General features: G+C 65.2%; 12 protein-coding genes, 2 other RNA genes and 2 pseudogenes. 4 read left to right on the forward strand and 12 right to left on the reverse strand.

Going from position 1 to position 15,666, the window contains the following annotated elements:
• From XpopCFBP1817_RS07745 to XpopCFBP1817_RS07765, 4 genes are all read left to right on the forward strand, one after another.
• On the forward strand, window positions 1-133 hold a 133-nt coding region (locus tag XpopCFBP1817_RS07745), incomplete at its 5' end, for an IS3 family transposase (protein WP_146090182.1).
• Between the two features lie 184 nt (window positions 134-317).
• On the forward strand, window positions 318-1,055 hold the full coding sequence (locus tag XpopCFBP1817_RS07750; RefSeq protein WP_158251278.1) for a substrate binding domain-containing protein: 738 nt from the start codon (window positions 318-320) through the stop codon (window positions 1,053-1,055).
• Between the two features lie 168 nt (window positions 1,056-1,223).
• A non-coding RNA gene (locus tag XpopCFBP1817_RS07755) (sX9 sRNA) lies at window positions 1,224-1,300 on the forward strand.
• Between the two features lie 492 nt (window positions 1,301-1,792).
• Window positions 1,793-1,869: non-coding RNA, sX9 sRNA (locus XpopCFBP1817_RS07765), on the forward strand.
• A 267-nt stretch (window positions 1,870-2,136) separates the two neighbouring features.
• Here the strand turns inward: XpopCFBP1817_RS07765 and XpopCFBP1817_RS07770 are convergent.
• The 12 genes and pseudogenes from XpopCFBP1817_RS07770 to XpopCFBP1817_RS07825 form a co-directional block, all read right to left on the reverse strand.
• Window positions 2,137-2,862, reverse strand: a complete 726-nt coding sequence (locus XpopCFBP1817_RS07770; RefSeq protein WP_128416680.1) for a YiaD family glycine zipper/OmpA-like lipoprotein — start codon at window positions 2,860-2,862, stop codon at window positions 2,137-2,139.
• A gap of 116 nt (window positions 2,863-2,978) precedes the next feature.
• Window positions 2,979-4,415 carry a cryptochrome/photolyase family protein gene (locus XpopCFBP1817_RS07775; RefSeq protein WP_128416681.1) on the reverse strand — a complete coding sequence of 479 codons (1,437 nt, stop codon included), beginning with the start codon at window positions 4,413-4,415 and terminating at the stop codon, window positions 2,979-2,981.
• A 184-nt stretch (window positions 4,416-4,599) separates the two neighbouring features.
• Window positions 4,600-4,733, reverse strand: a pseudogene (locus XpopCFBP1817_RS07780) (DnaB-like helicase N-terminal domain-containing protein); the annotation flags it as partial.
• A gap of 110 nt (window positions 4,734-4,843) precedes the next feature.
• Complete coding sequence (locus tag XpopCFBP1817_RS07785) at window positions 4,844-6,001, reverse strand: HD domain-containing phosphohydrolase (protein ID WP_128416682.1); 1,158 nt, start codon at window positions 5,999-6,001, stop codon at window positions 4,844-4,846.
• A complete protein-coding gene (locus XpopCFBP1817_RS07790; protein ID WP_128416683.1) occupies window positions 5,998-7,104 on the reverse strand; it encodes an HDOD domain-containing protein in 1,107 nt (368 codons plus the stop codon). Before XpopCFBP1817_RS07790 ends, XpopCFBP1817_RS07785 begins: the two co-directional genes overlap by 4 nt.
• A 3-nt stretch (window positions 7,105-7,107) precedes the next feature.
• A complete protein-coding gene (locus XpopCFBP1817_RS23560; protein ID WP_279627107.1) occupies window positions 7,108-8,241 on the reverse strand; it encodes a sensor histidine kinase in 1,134 nt (377 codons plus the stop codon).
• A 2-nt stretch (window positions 8,242-8,243) separates the two neighbouring features.
• Window positions 8,244-9,338 (reverse strand): FIST N-terminal domain-containing protein, encoded by a 1,095-nt coding sequence (locus XpopCFBP1817_RS07800; RefSeq protein WP_158251279.1) that lies wholly within the window; start codon window positions 9,336-9,338, stop codon window positions 8,244-8,246.
• 170 nt (window positions 9,339-9,508) lie between these two features.
• Window positions 9,509-10,936: a replicative DNA helicase gene (locus tag XpopCFBP1817_RS07805; RefSeq protein WP_128416686.1), complete on the reverse strand. Its 1,428-nt coding sequence runs from the start codon at window positions 10,934-10,936 to the stop codon at window positions 9,509-9,511.
• Window positions 10,937-11,155: 219 nt separating this feature from the next.
• Window positions 11,156-11,710 carry an NADPH-dependent FMN reductase gene (locus XpopCFBP1817_RS07810; protein WP_128416687.1) on the reverse strand — a complete coding sequence of 185 codons (555 nt, stop codon included), beginning with the start codon at window positions 11,708-11,710 and terminating at the stop codon, window positions 11,156-11,158.
• A gap of 74 nt (window positions 11,711-11,784) precedes the next feature.
• Window positions 11,785-13,725 (reverse strand): asparagine synthase (glutamine-hydrolyzing), encoded by a 1,941-nt coding sequence (gene asnB / locus XpopCFBP1817_RS07815; RefSeq protein WP_128416688.1) that lies wholly within the window; start codon window positions 13,723-13,725, stop codon window positions 11,785-11,787.
• Window positions 13,726-13,783: 58 nt separating this feature from the next.
• The gene (locus tag XpopCFBP1817_RS07820; RefSeq protein ID WP_167393865.1) at window positions 13,784-14,428 is read right to left on the reverse strand and encodes a glutathione S-transferase family protein; all 645 of its coding nucleotides are present in this window, start codon (window positions 14,426-14,428) and stop codon (window positions 13,784-13,786) included.
• Window positions 14,429-14,671: 243 nt separating this feature from the next.
• Window positions 14,672-15,666 (reverse strand): annotated as a pseudogene (locus tag XpopCFBP1817_RS07825) (transglutaminase domain-containing protein); the annotation flags it as partial.

The raw sequence follows: 15,666 nt of genomic DNA on the forward strand, positions 1-15,666 counted from the left end.
CACCAAGGACGCCGCTCGCGCCGAGGTATTCGACTACATCGAGATGTTCTACAACCCCAACCTCCGCCACGGTTCAACTGACGAGCTGTCCCCTGTAGAGTTTGAACGGCGCTACCCGCAACGAGGGTCTTGAGTGTCTACGGAACCCTGGGCGCATCAGCGCACGCCTGTTGCACCGGACCACACGCCGGATCGGCCTGACTGAAGCCGGATCGGTCTATCACGAACATTGCCAACGCATCGCCCGCGAACTGGAAGAAGCCGAAAGCGCGGTTAGTCAGCGACAGTCCGGCCCACGCGGCTAGTTGCGCTTCACCGTGCCCTACTCGCGGTGCATCACCTTGATCGCACCGTTGCTGGGCGAGTTCCATGTGCAGCCCCCGGACATCCAGCTGGAGATGCATCTGGGCAACGAGAAGCTGGACCTGATCGGCGGCGAAGCCGATCTGGCGCTACGCGTCGGCGCGCTGCCCGACTCGAATCTTGTCGCACGCAAACTCGGCAGCCTGCGCACCCGGGTCTTCGCCAGCCCGTCCTATATCGAACGCTACGCGGACCGTTGCATCCGGACGAGTTGCAATTTCATCGCACGCTGGCGCTGCAAGAACCGCAACGTGCACAACAACCGCTTTTTCTGGTCGCTCAGCGACTGCAGCGATGTGCGTGATTTCCCGGTCAATCCGCTGATGGTGGCCAACGATCCGGCCGCGCTCAACGGTGCGGTGCTATGCGGCGAAGGCCTGCTGTTGACTGGCGATGTGATGGCCAAACCGTTCGTGCAATCGGGCCTGGTACGCCGCGTGCTCGCCGGTTGGACCGGCCCGGAAGTGGACGTCAATGCGGTGTTCCCAGGTGGCCGTTTGGTCTCGCCGAAAGTGCGCGCCTTCGTGGGTTTTCTGGTCACGCGGATGAACTTCTATACGGACGACATGATGCCGCAGTGCCCGGCGCGTCTGGCAGCGCAGAAAGCGGACAACGATGCGAAAGTAGAGGTCGGCACAGAGGCGAAATTGCGCGCCGAAGGCAAGCGCATTCTGGAAAATGTCACCGCGTAATACCTATCAAACATTCACCCAACGGAACGACCCTTCTCCCCTCGGGAGAATGTGCCCAAAGGGCGGATGAGGGTACGGCTGCACGTTTGGATGCAGCCACTAGTTTAGAGCGGCTAACAAAACTACTGCGCGGCCGCCAGGCGGGCGCGGTCGGTGCTCGGACTCCTCATGTACCACTCATAAACTGCGGTTCTGAGCGCTCCGCCCGCCCCCACCTGACGACCGCTCGCTACGTTTTGTTAGCCGCTCTTAGGCCAAAAGCCTAGTTGGTCGAGCGCGCGGTGTCCTCGCCGCTCGCGGGACACGCCGTGAATCCGTCCATGGAGGCTCAGTGGCGGCATCCATGCCGCCACATGGTCCCGCACTCGACGAGGACACCGCACCAGAGAGTTGATCGGTTGCTCTTTTAAAAGCTTGGCCGTTGCTCTGCTTGCGTTGTGAAGATGATCGGATCGACCGTCATCCGAACAGCGCACGTCGTGCACTGCGTGTGCCATGCACACCGATACTCTCGACTGGTCCTTGCCTGCCCACCGTCGCGGGACCTTATGCGGCATGGATGCCGCATAAGCGCCTACATGGACGTACGTGCGGCGTGTCCTGCGATGGTGGCCGTGCAAGGGCCCTACAGCAAATCCGCAGATCAGTCGCTCTACAAGTGAAAGAAACTCAGTTAGAGCGGCTAACAAAACTACTGCGCAGCCGCCAGGCGGGGGCGGCCGGTGCTCGGAATCGGCATGTACCACTCGTACACTCCGATTCTGAGCGCGCCCTCCGCACCCACCTGACGACTGCTCGCTACGTTTTGTTAGCCGCTATTGGTCGAGTGCGCGCTGCCTTCACCGCTCGCGGGACACACAGTGAATCCATCCATGGAAGACTCCGTGGATGCATGATTGCAGCCACGGGGTCACAGAACCGGTAAGGACATCACGCTTGCCAATACAGTATTCAAGAGATTTTTGTTAGCCGCTCTTGATCAACAAGATCTGTAGCGCTAAAAAAAAACAGGCCGCTTTCGCGACCTGTTTTTTACATCGCGGCTTCGTCGATCGACTCGCCACAATTCCATGCGTCAAACTCAACGCATACCGGTGTTATTACCAGCACCCTCAGAACGCAACGGAATCAAACGGATTTCCACGCGACGGTTCTGTGCGCGACCGGCGTCGGTGTTGTTGTCGGCGATCGGATACGGCTTGCCGGCACCCATCGTTTCCATCCGCTCGCGTTGCACGCCTTGCGCGGTCAGATACTGCGCAACCGCACCGGCACGCTCTTCGGACAAGCGCTGATTCACCGCATCGCTACCGACGCTGTCGGTATGACCGACCACTTCCACCATGGTCTGGTTGTACTCGCGCAACGTGGACGCCACGCCATTGAGCGCGGTGTAGAACTGCGGCTTCAACGCCGACTTGCCGAAGTCGAAGGTGATGCCGTCCGGCAGGTTCAAGGTGATGTTGTCGCCCTGACGCTGCACTTCGATACCGGTGTTGGCGGTGCGCTCGCGCAGTGCGCGTTCCTGGCGATCCTGGTACTGGCCCACGGCCGCGCCGCTCAGTGCGCCGATACCGGCGCCGACCATCGCGTTTTGACGACGCTCGGTGGCACTGTCGCCGGTGAGCAAACCTGCAGCGACACCAATGGCGGTGCCGATCAGCGCATTGCGACCGGTGCGGTTCTGCTGTTGGGTCTGCTCGCCGTACTGGTCGCGCTGCACATAGGAGCCGCCGGTAGCGCAGGCGGACAGCGCGATGGCGCTGGCCAGGGCAACGGCGAGACTCTTGGTGGCTGCTGGGGACATGCTGTTCTCCTGTGGCCGGACCATCCGGCACTCAATCGTGTCGGCGAGGATAAACAGACCAACGCGACTGGCGCACGATGAAAGCGGCCGCAGATTGGGTGCGACAGGTGCTGCATTCAGGAAAACGTTTCCGGTTGTCCATGCGTTTTTGCATACGCCGCCAACGCCGCATCGCGACCTTCGGCCAATCCGATAATTGGCGTGCGCGGATACTCCGGCGCCAATCGCGCCAGCGACAACGGATGCAGCCAGGGCGCGAAACGCTCCTTTACTGCAAGCTTGCCGAGCTCCGGCACCCAGCGCGTGATGTAGGCCGCCTGCGGATCCAATTTCTCCGCCTGCGTCACCGGATTGAACACACGAAAATACGGAGCCGCATCGGCACCGGTACCGGCGACCCATTGCCAGCCCATGGTGTTGTTGGCAAGGTCCGCATCCACCAGCGCGTCCCAGAACCAGCGTGCGCCTTCGATCCAATGGATGCGCAAATGCTTGCACAACAGACTCGCCACGATCATGCGCACACGGTTGTGCATCCAGCCGGTATGCCAGAGCTGGCGCATGCCCGCATCGACGATCGGAATGCCGGTGCGGCCGCGCTGCCAGGCCTGCAACGCGACCGGATCCACCTTCGCCCAATCGAAGCCTTCGAAGCGCGGATTGAGATTCTGGTTGGTTGTATCGGGAAAGTGATGCAACAAGTGGTAAGCAAAATCGCGCCAGCCCAGCTGGCGGATGTAACCATCGATTTCTGCACCGTTGCGGGCGTTGCGATTGGCTTCCAGCATGCTGACGATGCGCCACGGCGCGATCTCGCCGAAGTGCAGATGCGGCGACAGTTGCGAGGTGCCGACCCGATCGGGCCGATCGCGGTTTTCGCGATAGCCTGACAACGCGCCATTGATGAATATTTCCAGCATCTCGTGCGCACCGGCTTCGCCTGGCTGCCAGTGCTCCCAGAAACCCTGATCCCAGTCCAGTTTCGGCACTAACCCCAGCGTTTCCAGCGGATCGGTTTTCAGCTGTGTTGGCAACGGTGGCAGGCTGCGTGGCGCCGACACTGCAGCAGGCAGTTGCAACTGCGTGAGTGCGTTGCGCCAGTACGGGGTGAAGACCTTGTACGGTCCGCCCTGCTGGGTCGACAACTGCCACGGCTCCAACAACAGTGCGGCATTGCAGCTCTGTACCTCGATGCCGCGCTCGCGCAAGCTGCGCTTGATCTGCACATCGCGCGGTTGGGTCGCTGGTTCGTATTTGCGGTTCCAGTATACCGCCACCGCACCGGTCTGGGCGATCACCTCATCCAGCATCTGGGCGCTTTCGCCCGCGCGAATCACCAGGACGCTGCCAAGCGCGCGCAGCGCTGCATCCAGTGCCGCCAGCGAGCGATGTCGCCAACTGCGCGAGGCAGCGCCGGGCGTCCACTCGCCTTCTTCGTGCGGCGCATCGATATACAGCGGAATCGGGGCATGCCCGGCATCCAGCGCAGCACGCAGGGCCGGGTTGTCCTGAAGGCGCAGATCGCGACGGAACCAGACGATGGCGTAGGACATACGAACTCGGCAGCGACGATAAGGCTGCGCAGCATAAGCCGGCTGGTGCAACGATGGCGCGATGCCTGGACGAGCGCTCCGCGGCCGGCCAAGAGCGGCTGACGCAACATCTCCAACGCTGTAGCGATGGCGGCAACATGTTGGTCACGCGCGTCTTCGTTGACGAATGAAGTGATACAGGCGTCAGGCGATGATCGCGCCGGTAGACATCGTTGTCAGTGAGCTGGTCGTTGAATGATCGAATGCTTCCGGCGCCAGCAGCAAGCCGCCGAGCACACCCCGTTCGGCCTCGACCGAATGCGGCGGCACCCGCAACCTCGTGCGCGCAGCGCGCCCGAACCAGACGATGGCGTAGCTCATCCGCAGACGGGCCGGGAAAGGCGCGCAGCCGGCGTGAACGCACGCCGCGCCGATCAGTGCGGCGCTGGCTAGGCCACCACTGGCGCGCCGGTCTGGTCCTCGCTGCCGTAGCTGATCAGCAGCGGCTCGACGATGGCGCCGGCCGCCTGCAGGTTGCGCAAGGCCAGGATCGAGGTGAGGCTCAATTCGCTGCCCTGCGCCAGCAGCATCATGCCGCGCTTGGACACCACGTCCTGCTCCAGGCGCCAGCCCGGCACAAGATCGCTGACCTTGGCCTTGCGGATGCCGCTGCGGGTGTTCAACTGCAGATCCGCCAGCGCATCGATCAGATCCTGCGGCAGCGGCGGCTCGACCTGGCGGAGCTTCTGTATCGCCTGCGCCAGCGGCAGCTTGCGCGCCAGGCTGCGCACCAGCAGCAGCGAGGCGCGCAGCAGCTGGGCGCCGCGGATCACTTCGGAATCGGCATCGGCCGGCGGCGGCAACGCCTGATAGCGCACGATTTCGGCCACGCACTGCATGCGCGGGATCGCCGCGAGCAGGCGATGCGCGACCAGCGGATGGCCGTCGACCAGTTGCTGTTCCTGCTCGGACAGCGTATCGCCGGCGATCTCGCGCTGGATCACATCGCCGGGCACACTGACGCAGCCGATGTGGCTCAGCGCTGCGGCGACTTCGACGGTCCAGCGGTTCGTCCATGGCAATTTGGCGGTGACGTGGCTGACGCAGGCCTGCAGCTGTGCCGAGCGCTGGAACGCCCATGGCGCGACCATCGACAGCACCTCGGTGAGCATGCGCGTGGTGCCGGCCAGCGTGGTCTCCAGCAGTTCGCGCTCCAGCAGCGTGGCGCGACGCAGCGCCACCGCCTGCTCCAATGCGGCAACCAGTTCATCGGTCGGGCACGGCTTGCACAGGTAGCGGAAGATCGCACCCTGGTTGATCGCGGCGATCGCCGAGGTCGCATCGGCCTGCCCGGTCAGCAACAGGCGCACGCTGTCCGGCGCGCGGGCGCGCGCCGCAGCCAGGAACGCGGCACCGTCCATGCCCGGCATGCGCATGTCCGACACGATCGCCGCGAATGGCGGGCCGCTGGCGATCGCGGCCAACCCGGCCTCGCCGCCGTTGGCGGTGACCACGTCGAACTGGCCGAGCAGATTGCGCTCCACTGCGGCCAGCAGGTTGGGTTCGTCGTCCACGCACAGGATGCGCGGCAGCTCGGGGTCGCTCATGACACTTGCTCCGCTTCGCGAATCTGCACGCATGCCGCCTGCCAGCGTGGCAGTTGCGCGGCCACGCCCATCGATTGCAGGTAATCCAGATCCGGCGCCACGCCGTGGGCCAGCGCCACCGCCACGTGCACCACGCCGACCGCATCGAACTGGCGATGCGCGACCCGGTGCGGATCGCGGTGATGGGCGACCGCTTCGACGATCGCCCCGGGTAGGCCCCACACGCCGAGCAGATAGGCGCCGATCTCCGCATGCGATGGAAAACCGCGGCCCTGCGGATCGGCATCGCGGCACAGGCGCGCGATGTCCGGCAACAGCGCGCCGACGTTGGCCAGCAGCGCCGCGGTCGTCACCACGTCCTCGGCGGCATGACCCCTGCCGACCGCCACCGCCAACCGCGATGCGCGTACCGCATCGGCACGGATCGCGTCGGCCGAGTCGCCGGCGCCGCTATGGAACACCTCGCTGGCCAGCACCAGCGTGCGCAGCAGGCTGATGCCGAGACGGTTGACCGCGTCCTTGATCTCGATCACGCGATGGCCGTTGCCGAAGAACGCGCAATTGGCCAGCTGCAGCACCTTGGCCGCCAGCGCCGGATCGCTTTCCACCACCGCGGCCACCTGCGCCACGCCGGTGCTGGCGTCGCCGAGCAGGCGGTTGAGCTGCGCGAACATGCGCGGCGCCGACGGCAGCCCGCCGATGCGTCCGGCCACCGCCTGCACCGCCGGATCGTCCAGTAGCAGTTGCAGTGCCACTGCGCGATCGATCGCCTCGATCAGCGCATCGCCATCGCAGGGTTTGGCCAGGAACTGATGGGCCACGTCCAGCGAGCGCAGCGCCGCTTCCTGTTCGGTATGCCCGGACAGGATGATGCGGATGGTGCGCGGGCAGCTGTCGCGCACCCGGCGCAGCAGCTCGGCGCCGTCCATCAGCGGCATGCGCATGTCCGAGACGACCACGTCGGCAGGCTGCGCCTGCAGCGTGGCCAGCGCTTCGGCGCCGCTGCCGGCGAACGCCACGCCCCAGTCGCGGTCGGCCATGAACATGGTGCGCTCGAGGCCGGCCAGCACCTGCTTCTCGTCGTCGACGAACAGCACGCGCATCGCTCAGCCCGCCGCGGCGGTCAGCGGCAGCCGCACCACGAACGTGGTACCGCGCTGGTCCGCCGACGGTTCGAAGAAGATACGTCCCTGGTGCTTCTCCACCACCGTGGAATAGGCGATCGCCAGGCCCTGGCCGGTGCCCTTGCCGACCGGCTTGGTGGTGAAGAATGGATCGAACACCTTGTTCCGGATCGCCTCGGGAATGCCCGGACCGTCGTCGCCGACGCACAGGTCCACATGGCTGTCGCCGGCACGGCGCAGGATAATGCGGATCAGGCCCCGCTCGCGCTGGCCCGGCACCAGGGTATCGCCGATCGCATGCGCCGCGTTGACCACCAGGTTCAACAGCACCTGGCCGATCTCGTCGCGCAGGCACGGCACCAGTGGTACGTCGTCGGCGAAATCGGTCTGGACCTCGGCCACGTACTTCCATTCGTTGCGGGCGACGGTGACGGTGGTGGCGACCAGTTCGCGCAGGTCCACCGGTTCCTTCTCGCCGTCCGACGGATGCGAGAACGTCTTCATCGCGCCGACGATCTTGGTGATGCGGTCCAGCCCCTCGATCGATTGCTGCAGCGCTTCGGGCGTCTGCTGACGCAGGTACTGGAACTTGGACGAGGTGACCTGCGCGTCCAGCACGGCGATCAACTCCGACGCCACGCCTTGCGCGCGCGCCGCCTCGACCACTTCGAATGCCTTGTCGATCACTTGGTCGACCATGGCCTTGGCCTTGCTCACGAACGCGACGTTGTCGCGCACATACTGCGCCGGCGTGTTGATCTCGTGGGCGATGCCGGCGGCGAGCTGGCCGATCGACTCCATCTTCTGCGCCTGCAGCAACGCGGTCTGCGCCTTGCCGAGGTCGGCCAGCGCGTGCTCCAGTTCCTGCCGCTCGCGACTCAGTTCCTGGGTCTTCAGCGCCACGATCTTGCCCAGCGCGATGTTCTGCTGCAGCGTCGCCAGCGGCGAGGCCACCGCATAGTCGCGTGCGGTGACGCGTTTCTTCAGCACCACGATCACCTTGTCGCGCGCCGCAAGCTGCCGGCGCAGTTCGGCGACGAGCGCCGCGTCACTGCTATCGAAAGGGATGGCGGAGGCGTGCGCCATGGCCGGCACCGTCGCTGCATCTGCGGACATGCTCATCTCCCGATCGCAACGCCGGTAAAGGTCTGGTTGACGTGCAGGCCATTGAACTGCTCGCCATAGGTGGAAAAACCGAACACCCGCTGCTGTGCCATGAACGCGCCGACCTGCTGCTGCATCTGCGATTGGCCGAACTCGATGCGGCGCAGGATGCAGTCGCAGCCGATCACGAGCGCCGGATCGGGCACCGTCTCATGCACTTCGGCAAAGGCCTGTTGCAGCGTCTCCATCACGTCCACCGCCTTGCCGACTGCGACCACCATGCCCTCCTCCACCGCACAGTAGCAGGTCAGCGACAGATCCTCGTTGACACGCAGGATCGAACGCACGTAGGGCTCGCCGCTCAGGATCAACAGCAGCGGATAGGTGGAGAACACATGCGGATCCAAGGCGTCCAGCGGCACGCCGATCGCCTCGGCATAGGCCAGCGCCGCGGGCTCGCCGTTGATCTCGCGGATCAGGCGCCGGTCCGGGTCGGCATCGGTGACCACCAGCTCGACCTCGCTGGCGACGAAGTGCTGCAGCTTGAATACCACGAACGGATGCTGCGACTGGAACAGGGTCAGTACCGCCGCGTCAGCCAGGAAGCGGCCGTCGTAGTAGACCTGGGTGCGCTCGAAACGCAGGTTGTCGCCGGCCGAACCGCCAAGCAGCGGCACGTTGCCGATCATCCGGTACAACGCCGCGGCGAGGTATTCCTCGCAAGTGGACAGTCCATCAACCAACAGCAGCGCGAAGCAACGCCCGGCCTTGTCCACGCTCGCCGCCTGCACCGCCTCGGCAGCAACCGCCACCTGCGCCTGCAGGTCCGACAGCGGCGCGATCAGCACCGGCTGCGCCTGCAGCACGCCGCCGCGCAGACCTGCGACCAGGATGCCGCTGCTCTGGAAGCCGCGCTCGCCGATCTGGCCAGCAGCGGTGCAGCCGATCACCGGACAGTCGAAGCCGGCCTTGATCGCCAGACCCAGCGCATCCAGGTCGTACTCGGCGTCGCAGAACAGCAGCAACGCGTCCAGCTGCGTGCGCAGCGACGCGACAGCGGCGCTGGCGTCGCGCTCGGCGGTTTCTGCGTGGGTGACGTTCAGCGGCATCGGCAGGACCCAGGAGGGTGACCTACAGGGTATCGGCCGCCATACAGTGGGGTTGAGCGCCACAGCGGCGCTCTTTGACACAGGCATCGCTGCGCGCGGATGAGTGCGCTCGGCCGGAAAAGCCATTACAGCGTCGCAATCGCAACAGGCAGGCGGTCGCCCTCGGCTACCTACTCGAAACTGCCAACCGAATCGTGCGCCAGATTGTCGAAACGGGTGTATTCGCCGAAGAACTTGAGCTTGCAAGAGCCGGTGGGACCACCGCGGTGCTTGCCGATGATGATCTCGGCCAGGCCCTTGTCCGGCGAGTTTTCCTTGTTGTAGTAATCGTCGCGGTAAATGAACACGATCATGTCCGCGTCCTGCTCGATCGCGCCGGATTCGCGCAAGTCGGCCATCACCGGGCGCTTGTCGGTACGCGTTTCCAGCGAGCGGTTGAGCTGCGACAACGCAATCACCGGCACGTTGAGTTCCTTGGCAAGCCCCTTGAGACCACGCGAAATCTCAGAGATTTCGGTCGCGCGATTTTCGCTGTTGCCCGGCACCGACATCAGCTGCAAATAGTCGATGACGATCAGGCCCAGGTCGTGCTCGCGCTTGAGCCGGCGACACTTGGAGCGCAGCACTTCCGGCGACACGCCCGGGGTGTCGTCGATGAAGATCTTGGTTTCCTTCAACATCTTGATCGCACCGGTCACACGCGCCCAGTCTTCGTCTTCCAGCGCACCGGTCCGCAGGCGTTGCGCGTTGATGCGGCCATTGGACGAGATCAATCGCATCGCCAGCTGCGAGGCCGACATTTCCATCGAAAACACCGCAACGCCTTTTTTGGACTTGATCGCTGCGTATTCGGCAATGTTCAGCGCCAGCGTGGTCTTGCCCATCGCCGGACGTGCGGCCAGGATGATCAGGTCGGTCGCCTGCAGGCCGGCGGTCATCGCATCGAAATCGGTGTAGCCGGTCGGCAGGCCGGTGATGTTGCCGCCGTTTTCGAAGCGGTTGCGCAGTTCTTCGAAGGCGTCTTTCAACGCGCCCGGCATCGCCACAAAATCGGTGCGCCCGCGTGCGCCGGCTTCGGCGATCTTGAACACCGCTTTTTCAGCCGAGGCGAGCAGTTCCACGCTCTCGCGGCCTTCCGGCTGGAAGCCATCGTTAACGATGGTGGTGCCGACCTCGATCAACTGCCGCAGCACCGCCTTGTCGCGCACGATTTCAGCGTAGGCGGCAATGTTGGCCGCCGACGGGGTGGTGCTGGCCAGCTCGATCAGATAGGCGCCATCGGCCACCTGCTCCAGCTTGCCTTGCGATTCGAACCACTCGCCCAGCGTCACCGCGTCGAACGGGCGGTCTTTCTCGTTCAACTCGCGAATCGCGCGGTAGATCAGCCGGTGATCACGCCGATAGAAGTCGTTGTCGGTGAGCTGGTCGTTGACCCGATCGAACGCCTCCGGCGCCAGCATCAAGCCGCCGAGCACGGCCTGCTCGGCCTCGACCGAATGCGGCGGCACGCGCAGCTGGTCCAGACGCGGCTCGGGACGATCGTAATCGTCGTCGCGATCGCGATTGCGTTTGGAACGGAAACCAGGACGAGCGGACATGGACGAACAGCCTGACGCGAGGTGGACGGGGGCAGGAAGCATAGACATCGACAGCGTCGACGACCATGCACAACTCTGTGGATAACCGGTGCACAGCCGGTGCATCAGGTTCTACGCGTCGGTTGTCGCAACCGCCAAGACCCCTGCCCCGTCGGCGTTCTGGCCCCGTGGCCGGGTCTGCCTGGCGCAGTGCGTCAGGCGGACCCCATCACGTGCAACTCAGCCCTTGCGGTGCTCGATCAAGCGCAGGAACGTATCGATGAAGCCCTGCAGAAACGCGCGGCTATCGGCGTTGGCAATCTGATCGTCCTCTCCGAACAGGCCTTCCTTGTACTGCAGAAACACTTCCGGCTGGCCAAGCACATGCATGTTCAGATACGACAGCACATTGCGCAGATGCTGCTGCGCGGTTGCAGTGCCGATCGCACCGACCGAGATGCCCACCACCGCCGCCGGCTTGCCGGAAAACGCGCTGTCGCCATGCGGTCGCGAGCCGGTGTCGATGGCGTTCTTGAGCACGCCGGGAAACGAGCGGTTGTATTCCGGGGTCACGAACAACACCGCGTCGGCGGCACGCACTTGCTGCTTCAAACGGGTGCCCTGGGCCGGGAAATCCGCATCGTGGTCCTGGTTGTACAGCGGAATGTCGCCGATCTCCAGGTATGCGAACACGGCCTTGTCGCCGGCCAGATGCGCCAGCGCGCGCGCCAGTTGGCGGTTATAGGACGCTGCACGCAGGCTGCCGACCAGCACGGCAATGGTGAGCTTGCTCATGGGAACGCTCCTTAGGAAAACCAGCGCCAGACTCTACCCAGCGCCGCGCTCATACCCGGTGAAGCACGGCCGCTTTAGCGGCCGATCGCGGCGCGCTGCGCACGCCAGTGCGCCTGCCAGGCCTGGAACATCAGCACCGTCCATAGATGCGTATGCCATTTGCGCTCGCCGCGGTTGAAGTCGCGCCACAGGCCGGCCACGGTGTCGGCAGCGAACACGCCTTCGCGCTCCAGCGTGGCGTGCGCCAGCAGATCGTCGGCCCAGCCATTCAAATCGCCGCGCAGCCACGCGCTGACCGGCGCGCCGAAGCCGCGCTTGCCGCGGTAGACCATCGGGTCGGGCAAGTAGCGGCACAGCACGCGCTTGAGCAGGTACTTGCTGACCCCGTCGCGATACTTCAGCGACAACGGCAGCGACCAGGCGAACTCGGCCACGCGCCAGTCCAGCAACGGCGCGCGCGCTTCCAGCCCCACCGCCATGGTGGTGCGGTCCACCTTGCACAGCAGATCGTCGGGCAGATAGGCGGCAAAGTCGGCCAGCATCATCGCGTCGGCCGGTGTGCCGGAGCCATGCAGCGGGTCGGCCAGGCTGTAGAAACTGTCGGGCTCGGTGGCGCCCAGCACCACGGTGGCTGGATCGCGCCAGCGCGAAATGCGGTTGCGGTAGATATCCCCGATGCCGCGCGCGCCGGCCTCCGCCACCAAGGCAGCCAGCCCGCCGGTGCGCGAGGATTCGCCATTGCGGCGCGCTGCCACCGCCATCAGCCGCCGCAACGGCCCCGGCACCAGCCCATGCATGCGCCAATTGCGCAGGGCACGCTGGTAACGGCCATAGCCGAAGAACAACTCGTCGCCACCGTCGCCGGACAGCGCCACGGTCACCCCGCCGCGCGCCAGCCGTGCCAACAGCGCGGTCGGCACCTGCGAGGCATCGGCGAATGGTTCGTCGAACATGTCCGGCAGGTGCGGCACCACCGCCAAGGCATCGGCACCGCTGACGTAGAGCTCGGTGTGGTCGGTGTGCAGATGCGTGGCCACTTCGCGCGCCAGCGGCGCTTCGTCGTGATGCGAGCCTTCGAAACCGATGCTGAAGGTATGCACCGGCTGCGCGCTTTGCGCCTGCATCATCGCGGTGACGATCGACGAATCGGTGCCGCCGGACAGAAACACGCCCACCGGCACGTCGGCCACCATGCGCAGCGCCACTGCATCGCGCAGCACGCTATCGAGCTGTTCTTCAGCCTGCGCATCGCTGCCGGTGAACGGCGCTGCCAACGCGCGCTGCATCGCTTCGCGCGCGTTCCAGAACGGCTGCTGCGCCTGGTCCGGCCGATGCGCCGGCGCGCCAGCCGCCACGGTCTGCGCATCCAGCCGCAGCACCCTGCCGGGCATCAGCTTGAAGGTGCGCTCATGGATGCAGGCCGGCGCCGGGATGTAACCGAGCCGGAGCAGCAAGGTCAGCGCATCGCGATCCACGCCGTTATCGAAATCCGGGTGCTGCCACAGCGCCTTGAGTTCGGAACCGAACACCAGCGTGTCGCCGGCCCAACCGTAGTACAGCGGTTTCTTTCCGACGCGGTCGCGTGCCAGCGACAGACAGGTGTCGCGCTCGTCCCACAGGGCGAGTGCGAACATGCCGTTGCAGCGCGTCAGGGTGTCGTCCAGGCCCCACTCCACCACCGCAGCCAGCAGCACTTCGGTATCGGAATGGCCACGGAAGCGATGCCCGAGCGCCGACAAGGCCGCACGCAGCTGGGCGAAGTTGTAGATCTCACCGTTGTAGGCCAGCACATAGCGACCGTCGGCCGAGCGCATCGGCTGATGGCCGAGTGGCGACAGATCCAGAATGCTCAGCCGCTGATGCGCCAGCGCCACGCCGGCCTGCGCATCGCACCAGGTACCGGCGTCGTCGGGGCCGCGATGGCGCAAGGCCGCGCCCATCGGCCGCACCAGCGCGTCGAGTTGCTCGCCATGCAGGCGCGGCGACGCCAGCAGCAGTCCCGCCAATCCGCACATCGTCAGTGCTTCTGCGGGCGGCGCATGCCGTGCATGTCGCTCATGTTTCGCACGCCGCTCATGCGCTCACCGAGGTGAACGCAGGCGCCGGCATCGCGACGAAACCAGGCAAAACCTGCACGCGTTGCAGCCAGGCACCGATCGCCGGCCAGCGCTGCAGATCGAAGCCACCGTCTTCGGCGCAATGGGTATATGCGAACAGCGCAATATCGGCGATGCCGTACGCGCTACCGGTAAACCAGACGTGCTGCTGCAGATGCTGCTCCACCACCGCCAGCGCCTGCTCGCCACCTGCGCGCAATTGGGGCAGTTCAGCGCGGCGCGTTGCATCGCGCGGCGTCCAAAGGCTGATAAAACGCGCCCCCGCGATGTACGGCTCATGGCTGTATTGCTCGAAGAACATCCAGCTCAACGCCTGCGCACGCTGCCACGCATCGGTGGGCAGATAGGGCGTACCTTCGGCCAGCCAGAACAGGATTGCGTTGGATTCGGTCAGCACGCGGCCGTCGTCGCGCTCCACCATCGGCACCTTGCCGTTGGGATTTTTGGCCAGATACTCGGGCGTGCGGGTTTGGCCCGCCGCGCTGTCGACCTCGAGCCAGTGGTAGCGGCTGCCCAGTTGCTCCAGCAACAGGCGCACCTTGTAGCAGTTGCCGGAACTGGACAGGCCATGGACGGTCAACGGGGGAGGCACGGTCGACATCAAACTGGCTCCGCAGCAATAACGAGGGGCTGGCAGTGTCACAGCCCGGCGTGCCTTTGCAAAGCCCTGCACCGTTTCAGTTGCAGCGCGTTGCCGCAGCGGCATGCGCTGCGGTGGTGAGCCTATCGGGCTAACGCAGTCTCAGTACATCGCCACCCAGGCCACCGGCACACCCAGCACCGCAATCAAAACGCCCAGCGCCGACAGCGTCAACGCCAGCGCGCCGAATGCGCGTGCGCGCACAATGCGCTCAGTGAACCGCTGCCATTCGCCCACGATGACGATGCGCCCGTCGTGCATGGACACCGTGCGCGAAAAACCGGAACCACGGGTTGGCGACGATCTACTCCTCCGGTTTCACCCGCAGCACCGGATCGGTCTGCACGCGCACGGTCTGCCGCGCCAGCTGCGGCCAGCCCAGCGCCAACGCCCCTTGCGTGCCGTTTTCGGCAAGGCATCCATCCACTCGCGAGCTGAAACAGCGGGAAGCCGAGCTCGTAGCCTTCGTCGGCCGGCCACTCCAGGCGATAGGTTTCGTGCGTGCGCACATTGCGCGCATCGGCATCGTCGAAGCTGGGCACGCCGACCTGCGTGAGCGCGGTGTAGTACTGCTGCATAAACTCGAGATAGCGCTCACCGACCGACCGAACGCGCACGGGCTGGGCAGGCGCGCATCCAGCCCATATCCCTTATAGCTGTTGACCAGCACAGGTTCGGCGCGAATGCCGGCCCGTTGCAACAGCGCGATCCACAGCGTCGCCTTGTCCTTGCAATCGCCATAGCGTTTGCGCAAGGTCACTTCCGGTGCGTGTGGCGCGTGCGAGTTCTCGCCCATATCCAGGCCGACGTCGCGGATCTGGCCCTGCACGAACGCCACCGCACGCAGCAACGCAGCCTGCGGGTTGTCGCTGCGCAGCTGCAGGCTCTGCAGCATGGCAGCGGCAACCTGCGGATCCTTGAACGCACGCGGATACAGCTGCGCGGCCCACGCCTCCACCGCTTCCAAATTTCTGGCTCTTTGCGCGCTGCACGCTGTCGCTGAGCCGGCGATACGCCTGCGGCGCGGCGCCGGTCAGATCGATCTGATCGCACACCAGCTCATAGCGCATGCCGTTCGCGCCAGGCACGTTGCCGGGCACCGCATCGGCCACCACCCAGGCCGGCGGCGGCGCCATACGCGGCGCCTCGTGGGCATGTACCGGCGCAACCATCGCGATTGCCGCAATCAAGCACAGCAT

The sequence above is a fragment of the Xanthomonas populi genome (genome assembly GCF_002940065.1).
GTDB classification, from domain to species: Bacteria; Pseudomonadota; Gammaproteobacteria; order Xanthomonadales; family Xanthomonadaceae; genus Xanthomonas; species Xanthomonas populi.

Bases quoted from the DNA above. Each gene is read 5' to 3' on its own strand.
- XpopCFBP1817_RS07770 (WP_128416680.1), bottom strand. From the start codon at position 2,862: ATGTCCCCAGCAGCCACCAAGAGTCTCGCCGTTGCCCTGGCCAGCGCC.
- XpopCFBP1817_RS07775 (WP_128416681.1), bottom strand. From the start codon at position 4,415: ATGTCCTACGCCATCGTCTGGTTCCGTCGCGATCTGCGCCTTCAGGAC.
- XpopCFBP1817_RS07785 (WP_128416682.1), bottom strand. From the start codon at position 6,001: ATGAGCGACCCCGAGCTGCCGCGCATCCTGTGCGTGGACGACGAACCC.
- XpopCFBP1817_RS07790 (WP_128416683.1), bottom strand. From the start codon at position 7,104: ATGCGCGTGCTGTTCGTCGACGACGAGAAGCAGGTGCTGGCCGGCCTC.
- XpopCFBP1817_RS23560 (WP_279627107.1), bottom strand. From the start codon at position 8,241: ATGTCCGCAGATGCAGCGACGGTGCCGGCCATGGCGCACGCCTCCGCC.
- XpopCFBP1817_RS07800 (WP_158251279.1), bottom strand. From the start codon at position 9,338: ATGCCGCTGAACGTCACCCACGCAGAAACCGCCGAGCGCGACGCCAGC.
- XpopCFBP1817_RS07805 (WP_128416686.1), bottom strand. From the start codon at position 10,936: ATGTCCGCTCGTCCTGGTTTCCGTTCCAAACGCAATCGCGATCGCGAC.
- XpopCFBP1817_RS07810 (WP_128416687.1), bottom strand. From the start codon at position 11,710: ATGAGCAAGCTCACCATTGCCGTGCTGGTCGGCAGCCTGCGTGCAGCG.
- asnB (WP_128416688.1), bottom strand. From the start codon at position 13,725: ATGTGCGGATTGGCGGGACTGCTGCTGGCGTCGCCGCGCCTGCATGGC.
- XpopCFBP1817_RS07820 (WP_167393865.1), bottom strand. From the start codon at position 14,428: ATGTCGACCGTGCCTCCCCCGTTGACCGTCCATGGCCTGTCCAGTTCC.